This window comes from Streptomyces sp. S3(2020) (assembly GCF_013044505.1).
Taxonomy (GTDB): Bacteria; Actinomycetota; Actinomycetes; order Streptomycetales; family Streptomycetaceae; genus Streptomyces.
The window spans coordinates 1-7481 of sequence record NZ_JABERD010000324.1 but is presented as its reverse complement, the minus strand read 5'-3'; the positions used below and the strand labels follow the sequence as shown (position 1 = coordinate 7481).

Genomic DNA, 7481 nt, shown 5'->3' with positions numbered 1-7481 from the left:
GGCGGGCCTCGGCCTCCGCGACGGCGTCGCAGGCGAGGGCGGCGGCGTCCTCGAACTCGCCGAGCAGGAGGTGTATCTCGGCGAGGTTGGCGCGTTCGAAGGCGGCGGCGTCCGGGTCTCCGCAACCGTCGGCAAGGTCGAGGGCGCGGCGGCCGATCGCGGCGGCTTCCCGTAGCCGGCCCGAGCGTCTCGCGTGCTCGCGCAGGATCGACAGGACCCTTGCCAGCAGTCGGGGGTCGCCGTGTGCCTCGGCGTGGGGGAGGGCGGCGTCGGCGGTCGCGCGGGCCTGGGGGAGTCTTCCGGTGAGGGCGAGTGCCGTGGACTGTTGGGCCAGCGCACGGGCGAGAAGTGCGTGTGCGGGTGCGTTGTGGCTGGTCGCGCCCCGCGGCGGAGCCGCACATCGATGCAGCCCCGCGCCCCTGGCGGCGTCACCGTCACCCGTGTTTCGCTCCGCCGCCCTCGCCGCGGTCAGCGAACCCTCGTAGTCGCCCGTCACAAAACACAGCACGCCCCGCGCCATCCAGTGCGCCGCGACCGTCTCCGCCGACAACCCCTCGCTCGGGCGGTACGCGTCCAGTAGACGGAACCCCTCCTCAGGCGCCCCCGTCCTGGCCAGTGTCTCCGCCAACTGGGCGGCCACCCGCACCTGTTCGTCCGCGCTGCCGTGCCTGCGCAGATCCGTCAGCGCCTCCCGCAGGACTCGCGAAGCGTCCTCGTGGCGGGCCATGCGGCGCAGCACCGCGGCGTGGTCGAGGCGGATGTGGGCGGCCCGGACGGTGACCGCGTCGAGCCGGGCGGTGAGTTCGCCGTAGTAGTGGTCGGCGGTGTCGTCGGCGCCGACCGCCGCGGCCCGGACCGCCGCGCGGTGCAGATGGTCCGCGGCGCGCGGGTCGTCGGCGCCCGTGAGGTGTGCTGCCACGGCGTCCACCGCGGCGGGGCGTCGCCGCAGCAGCAGTTCGGCGTACGCGGCGTGCAGTCGGCGGCGTCGCGCGACCGAGAGGCGCTCCCGGCACACCAGCCGGATGAGCGGATGCCGGAAGCCCAGCCCGGGCACGGTCCGCCCGTCCGCCGCCACGGCCCGTTCCTCCAGTACGGCGGCGGCGAGCGCGGCGTCGATGCCGTCGTCCGCCTCCGCGGTGGCGCCCACGACCTCCTGCACGTCCGTCAGTGCCGCGACCCCGCCGCACGCCACCGCCACGGCCTCGATGACCCGGCGGGCGGCCGGGCCGAGCCGGGAAAGGCGTTCGGTGACCAGGAGGCGGACGCCCTCCGGGGGTGTGAGGGACTCGCAGGCGAGCATCCCGGAGGTCGCCTTGGCCAGTTCCAGGGCGAACAGGGGGTGGCCGAGGGAGAGTTCCCAGACCCGTTCGGGGCTCGGGGAGGCGTCGTCGCCGCTCATCGCGTCGGCCGCCAGGGTCAGGCAGTCCGCGCGGTCCAGTCGGGGCAGGCGGAGCAGACGGGCCGCTCCCCGGCGGACGAGGGTGTCGAGGAGGGTGCGGCGCGGGTCCGGCTCGGGGAGGTCCTCGGGCCGGTAGGTGGCCAGGAAGCGCACCTTCGCGGACCCCTGGGTGCGGCGGGCCAGCCGGCTCAGCAGGTGCAGCGACGCCGTGTCGGCGGTGTGGACGTCGTCCAGCACCACCAGCACGCCGTCCGGTGCCGCCGCCGAGGCCAGCAGCGCGGAGACGGCGGTGAAGATCCGCTCGCGTTCGTACGCGGGGCCGCCGCCGCGCCCCGGCGCCGGTCCGATCTGGCCCAGCGACGGCAGCAGCGCCGCCAGTTCGGGGTACTCCGCGCCCGCCCGGGCCCGTTCGGCCGCCGGACGGCCGGCCAGCCAGCCCTCCAGGGCCTCCACGAACAGGCCGTACGGCGCGTGCTCCGCCGTGTCGTGGCCCGCGCCCCACAGCACGGTCGCGCCGTCCGCCGCGGCCCGCCGTGCGGCCTCCGCGGCCAGCCGGGTCTTGCCGATGCCCGCCTCGCCGCCGACCACGGACAGCGCGGGGCGGGCGGGGTCGAGGAGGCCTTCCAGTTCGGCGCGGCGGCCGACGAAGGGCGAGGTCGCGAGGGCGTCGACGACGGCCGGCGGCGGTGTCGGACCGGCGGGAGCGGGACGTCGTAGGACCGGCGTGGAGGTGGCCAGTGCGGCGCGGTGCAGCGCCTCGGTCTCGGGGCCCGGCCGGATGCCCCACTCGGCGTCCAGCGCGCGCCGGCACTGGTGGTACTGGGCGAGGGCACGGCGCCGCATGCCCTGGCGGAGGTAGCCGCCGATCAGGACCCGGTGGGCGCGTTCCTCGGCGGCGCTGTCGGCGAGGATCCGGCGGGCGGTGGCCGCGGCCCGTTCCGTCTCGCCGTCGGACAGATAGGCCTCGGCGAGGGTGAGGCGTACGGAGTCGCGCAGCGCGTCGAGCCGCTCGCGGCGGGCCTCCACCCAGGGGGTGTAGCGGTGCTCGGGGAGCAGTTCGCCGGTGAAGGTGTCGAGGGCGGTGGCGAGCTCCCGCGTGGTCCCGGCGCGCAGGGCCCGTTCGGCGAGGGTCTCGGCCTGGTCGGCGTCGATCCACACCGTGTCGGGTGCGAGGCGGAGCAGTGCGCCCTCGCCGATGAGGTACGCGGAGGGGGTGCGGGCCGTCAGTTCCGGCTCCAGGGCGCGGCGGGCGGCGTGCAGGGCGACGCGGAGGCTGCCGAGGGCGGCGGGGGTGCCGGCCGTGTCGGGCCAGCACATCTCGATGATCTCCTCGCGGTGCCGTACCCGGCCGGGGGAGACGGCGAGCAGTTCGACGAGGCGACGGGAGCTGGGGCGCGGCCAGCGGTCGGCGACGGGAGCTCCGTCGGTCCGTTGTGCGCGGAAGCCGCCGAGCAGATACAGCCGCAGGACGGGCGGCGCCGGTCGGCGCACGGCACCGTCCGCCGTTTCTGCGTTTCTGCTGCTCATGAGGGCCGCACTCTAGCCCGGTTTCCTGTTTTGACCGGAATATGACCGGACAAACAAAATGTCCGGACATGTGAGAATGACCGGGCGGACGACCGGAGGCCCCGCGATGGGTGACCTCACAGGTCTCGCGGGGCTCCCGGCGTGTATCCCTACCCCCCACAGGAGGGATACGGCGGCTCCCGTCCCGAGGGGCATGACTCGGCCCTGCTCGTGGCCAATGTGTTCGGAACAGGGCCGATGGGTGGGACCTTAGGCAGCGGGCGTTACTGGTGAATTACCGAAACCTTGACCGCTTCCCGGGGGAGTCCTGACCGCTTTGCGGGTGAGTCATGGCGGGGCCCGGTCCTAGATTCCGGGCATGCCCCCACACCCCCCTGCCACCCTTCCCGTGCTCCCCTACCGCAAGCCCACCAAGGGCCGCGACTACTGGGTCCTGGACGACGTCCTGCCCGACCCGGACGCCGTACGGGAGCGGTGTCTGGCCAAGGACGACTGGGTCGAGGGCCACCCGCACAAGCCGGAGGCCTGGCCGGGGCTGCGGGCCATGCCGGGCCTGGCACCGGACGAGCTGGCCCGGGTCGAGCGGCTGGTGCGGCAGGCCACCGGCGCCAAGGAGCTGTGGGTCCAGCGCACACCCGGCGGCGGCACCCTCAACCACAACTGCGTCCAGGTCGTCGGCGAGGGCGAGAGCACGCCCCGCCCGCACACCGACTCACGCAACCTGTGCCGGTACGCGGCGGTCCTCTACCTCAACCCGGGCGTCCCCAAGGACTGCGGGACCAGCTTCTACCGCCAGTCCCTGCCCGGCGGCCGCCTCGGCGGCAACGTCGTGCAGGCCCCGCACAACAACCTCGTCGACGCGCTCGGCACCCGGTTCGTGGCACCGGACGCCTTCGAGGAGGACGTACGCGTGCCGCACCGGTACAACCGGCTGCTGCTCTACAGCGCCAACCTGGTGCACAGCGCGACCGGGTACTGCGGCACGACCCTGGAGGAGAAGCGGATGACGGCGGTCTTCTTCTGGATGGCCTGAGCTCGCCAGGTCGGTACCTGAGCTCACCGGGCAGGTACCTGAGCTCACCGGGTCAGTAACGGACCGCTCTGCCGACCTCCGCCTTCACCTCACCGGACAGCTCGCGGTTGCTGCGGGCCGTCGCCTTCCCGGACTTGCCCGCCGCCACGTCGGAGACGGTCACCACGACCGCGTCGAGGAGGTTCCCGCCGCCGTCGGTGAAGTTCACCTGCACCAGGAAGGACCGCTGCGAGCCGCCGGTGTTCGTCACGGTCACCTCGGCCTCGGAGCGCCCGCCGGAGGCGGTGACCGTGCCGAGCTTCACGTCGCCCTTGACGTCGACGCCGTTCTTGACGTCGTCGAACCTCGCGCTGGCCTCCGCCGTCGCCGACGCGAACACGTCCGCGCCCTGGGAGGCGAGGGAGGCGGCCTTGCTCGCCACCGACGCGGGGGTGTCGTCGGAGCAGCCGGTGAGTCCCGTGACTCCGGTGAGCGCGGCGGCCGCGACCAGCGCCGACAGTGTCCGGCGGTAGCCGGTCATATCGCCTCCAGGGGGCTGTGGGAGTCCCTCCAGTGAAGATCCGCCCGCCCGCTACCGCACTCCGGCCCTCACTCGAATGGCCTAGTCCCCGTGGTGGCCGCCGGAGCCTGGGCAGATCGTCGAACCATGACTCAGCAACCGCATGCGACACCGCCCTCCGCCACACCACCCGTCTGGGACAAGGACCACCAGCAGGCCACGCCGCCCGCCCCGGCCGACATGCCGGGCGGCAGCGGGTTCGCGACCGGCGGGCTCGTCTTCGCCGGTGTCCTGATGCTGGTCAACGGATTCCTCGCGATCCTCCAGGGCATCTCCGCGCTCGCCAAGGACGACGTGTACGAGCGGGTCAACGACTACGTCTACGAGATGAACCTGACCGGCTGGGGCTGGACCATGCTCGTTCTGGGCGTGGTCCTCATGGGCGTCGGCTACGGCGTCCTCAAGGGCGCCTGGTGGGCCAGGATGACCGGCATCTTCCTGGCCTCGGCCAGCCTGGTGCTGCACTTCCTGTTCCTGCCGTATGCCCCCGTCTGGTCCGTGATCATGGTCGGCGTCGACTTCTTCGTGATCTGGGCCCTGGCGACCGCACCCCACGTCTCGCGGCACGGCACCGCCTGAGCAGGGCGGACACGCGGTAGCCGCCGGGCGCGCCCCACGCCGCACAGGACCCGTGGCGTGGGGTTTCCCGTGCGCCATTCACGCTCAGCGCCCAACTGGCTACTCTTTGTCAAGTGACTTTCGGCTTCGGACAGCGGCGCGGCGGACAACTCCCCGTGGAGCTCACCAGTTTCGTCGGGCGAAGCGATGAACTCGCCCTCATCGGCGACGGGTTGGAGCGTTCCAGACTCGTCACCCTCGTCGGCCCGGGCGGGGTCGGCAAGAGCCGTACGGCACTGCGCGCGGCCGGCTCGATGGCGGACCGGTTCACCGACGGGGTGCGGCTCGTCGAGCTGTCCGCCCTGCACGACCCGGAGTTGATCCCCGCGACCCTCGCCGGGGTGCTCGAACTCCCCGAGCAGTCGGGGATATCGGTGCTGGACGCCGTGGTCGAGCACCTGCGGGACCGGCGGACCCTCCTGGTCCTCGACACCTGCGAACACCTCGTCGACGCCTGCGCCATGCTCTGCGACATCCTGCTGCGCGAGGCGGCGGGCCTGAGCGTCCTGGCCACCAGCCGGCAGCCCCTGGACGTCCCCGGCGAACGCTGTGTGCCGATCGCGCCGCTGCCCCGCGAGGACGCCGTCGACCTGTTCACCCAGCGCGCCGCGGAGGTCACCGCGACCACCGCCGACCGCGAGCAGACCCTCGCCCTGGCCGAGCGCCTCGACGGCATCCCCCTCGCCCTGGAACTCGCCGCCGTACGGCTGCGGGCCGTCCCGCTCGTCGAGCTCGTCGCCCGTCTGGACCGCCGCTTCGAGGTGCTCACGGGCGGTCGCCGTACCTCCCTCACCCGGCACCAGACCCTGCGCACGGCCATCGACTGGTCCCACGATCTGTGCACCCCGCAGGAGCGGCTGCTGTGGGCGCGGCTGTCCGTCTTCGCCGGCTCCTTCCGGCTCTCCGCCGCCGAGCAGGTGTGCGCGGGCGAGGGACTCACGGCCGAGGAGGTCGTGGAGGCGCTGATCGGGCTCGTGGACAAGTCGGTCGTACGCCGGATCGGGGAGGACGGCGGCCGGTACCGGCTGCTGGACACGATCCGCGAGTACGGGGCCGGACGGCTCGCCGAGAGCGGGGACGCCGAAGCCGTACGACGACGTCACTTCGCCTTCTACGACGCCCTGGTGGGCCGGTTCTGGGACGAGTTCACGACCCCGGCCCAGGTGGAGCTGTACCGGGCGGTGCGGGAGGACGTGGCCGATGTCCGGGCCGCGCTGGAGTACGGCTGCGGGGCCGGTGGCCGGGCGGCGGAAGCGGTGTGGATGGCGGCCCGGCTCGGCGGGTACTGGCGGTCCGCCGGGGCGCTCTCCGAGGGCCGCTACTGGATCGACAAGGGCCTCGACCGCACCCCGCCCGACTGCGCCGAACGCGCCTGGGGGCTGCTCATGACCGGTGCGATGAGTGTGTGGTCGGGGGACCTGGAGACCGCCCTGGAACGGTTTCCGCAGGCCCGGGAGGTGGCCCGGAGCGCCGGCGAGCACTTCGTGGTGACCCTCGCGGAGGCCTATCTCGCCGCCCTGTCCGCGCTCGCCGGGGACACCGGCGCGCTGGTGGCGTTCGAGGAGGCCCGGATCCGGATCATCGGCTCGGGAGACCTCATGACCATCGGCGTCGTCCACTACGAGGGCGCCCTGCTGCTGGGCGTGCTCGGCGACACCGAGGGCGCGCTGCGGCTGGCCGAGGAGGGCCTCGCCTTCCTGGAGGGCACCGGTGACCGCCAGCTGTACGGGGCCACGCTCACCGCGCAGGGCGTCGTCCTGGCGCTGGCCGGGCGTCACGAGGAGAGCGTCACGCAGCTGCGGCGGGGTCTGGAGGCCGCCGTCGAGATCGGTGAGGTGCTGGTCGCGGGGCTGGCCTGCATGGCGCTCGCCTGGGACGCGGCGCGCGACGGGCGGCATGTGCGGGCCTGCTGGCTGCTGGGGTACGGGGAGGCGGCACGGCGGCTGAGCGGCGATCCGGTGGCCCTGCTGCCGCGGCTCCTGGAGGAGCAGGAGGCGGTGCAGAAGGCGGTGCGCTCCGCGCTGGGGGCGGCGGACCACGACCGGTGGCGGGGCGTGGGCGCCCGGCTGTCGGCCGGGGAGGTCCTGGACGCCGTACGCGCCGACCTGGACGTGCCCCGCAGCGAGGCCCGGCCCCCGGCGCCCCGGTCCGCGAACGACGTGCTCACCCGGCGCGAGCGCGAGGTCGCCGCGCTGGTCGCGCAGGGGCTGTCGAACCGGGAGATCGCCGAGCGCCTGGTCATCTCCAAGCGGACCGTGGACGCCCATGTCGAGCACATCCTGGCGAAGCTCGGCATCGGCTCGCGCACGCAGATCCCGGCGGTGGCGGGTCCGTAGGTAGGTGTG

5 protein-coding genes are annotated in these 7481 nt (G+C 73.8%); 3 read left to right on the top strand and 2 right to left on the bottom strand.

The features are described from left to right. On the bottom strand, positions 1-2926 hold a 2926-nt coding region (locus tag HLK59_RS46345; protein ID WP_171147707.1), incomplete at its 3' end, for an AAA family ATPase. A 358-nt stretch (positions 2927-3284) separates the two neighbouring features. Here HLK59_RS46345 and HLK59_RS46340 point away from each other — a divergent pair. Further along, positions 3285-3959 carry a DUF6445 family protein gene (locus tag HLK59_RS46340; protein ID WP_171147706.1) on the top strand — a complete coding sequence of 225 codons (675 nt, stop codon included), beginning with the start codon at positions 3285-3287 and terminating at the stop codon, positions 3957-3959. Positions 3960-4011: 52 nt separating this feature from the next. On the opposite strand, the gene HLK59_RS46335 is transcribed toward HLK59_RS46340, so the two are convergent. Beyond that, positions 4012-4479, bottom strand: a complete 468-nt coding sequence (locus HLK59_RS46335; RefSeq protein WP_171147705.1) for a hypothetical protein — start codon at positions 4477-4479, stop codon at positions 4012-4014. 126 nt (positions 4480-4605) lie between these two features. Here HLK59_RS46335 and HLK59_RS46330 point away from each other — a divergent pair, with 126 nt between their 5' ends. Next, positions 4606-5097: a hypothetical protein gene (locus tag HLK59_RS46330; protein ID WP_171147704.1), complete on the top strand. Its 492-nt coding sequence runs from the start codon at positions 4606-4608 to the stop codon at positions 5095-5097. Positions 5098-5210: 113 nt separating this feature from the next. Continuing rightward, the gene (locus tag HLK59_RS46325) at positions 5211-7472 is read left to right on the top strand and encodes a LuxR C-terminal-related transcriptional regulator (RefSeq protein ID WP_171147703.1); all 2262 of its coding nucleotides are present in this window, start codon (positions 5211-5213) and stop codon (positions 7470-7472) included. Positions 7473-7481: the final 9 nt, after the last annotated feature.

Coding starts and splice junctions, on each gene's coding strand:
- HLK59_RS46340 (WP_171147706.1), top strand. CDS start 3,285: ATGCCCCCACACCCCCCTGCCACCCTTCCCGTGCTCCCCTACCGCAAG.
- HLK59_RS46335 (WP_171147705.1), bottom strand. CDS start 4,479: ATGACCGGCTACCGCCGGACACTGTCGGCGCTGGTCGCGGCCGCCGCG.
- HLK59_RS46330 (WP_171147704.1), top strand. CDS start 4,606: ATGACTCAGCAACCGCATGCGACACCGCCCTCCGCCACACCACCCGTC.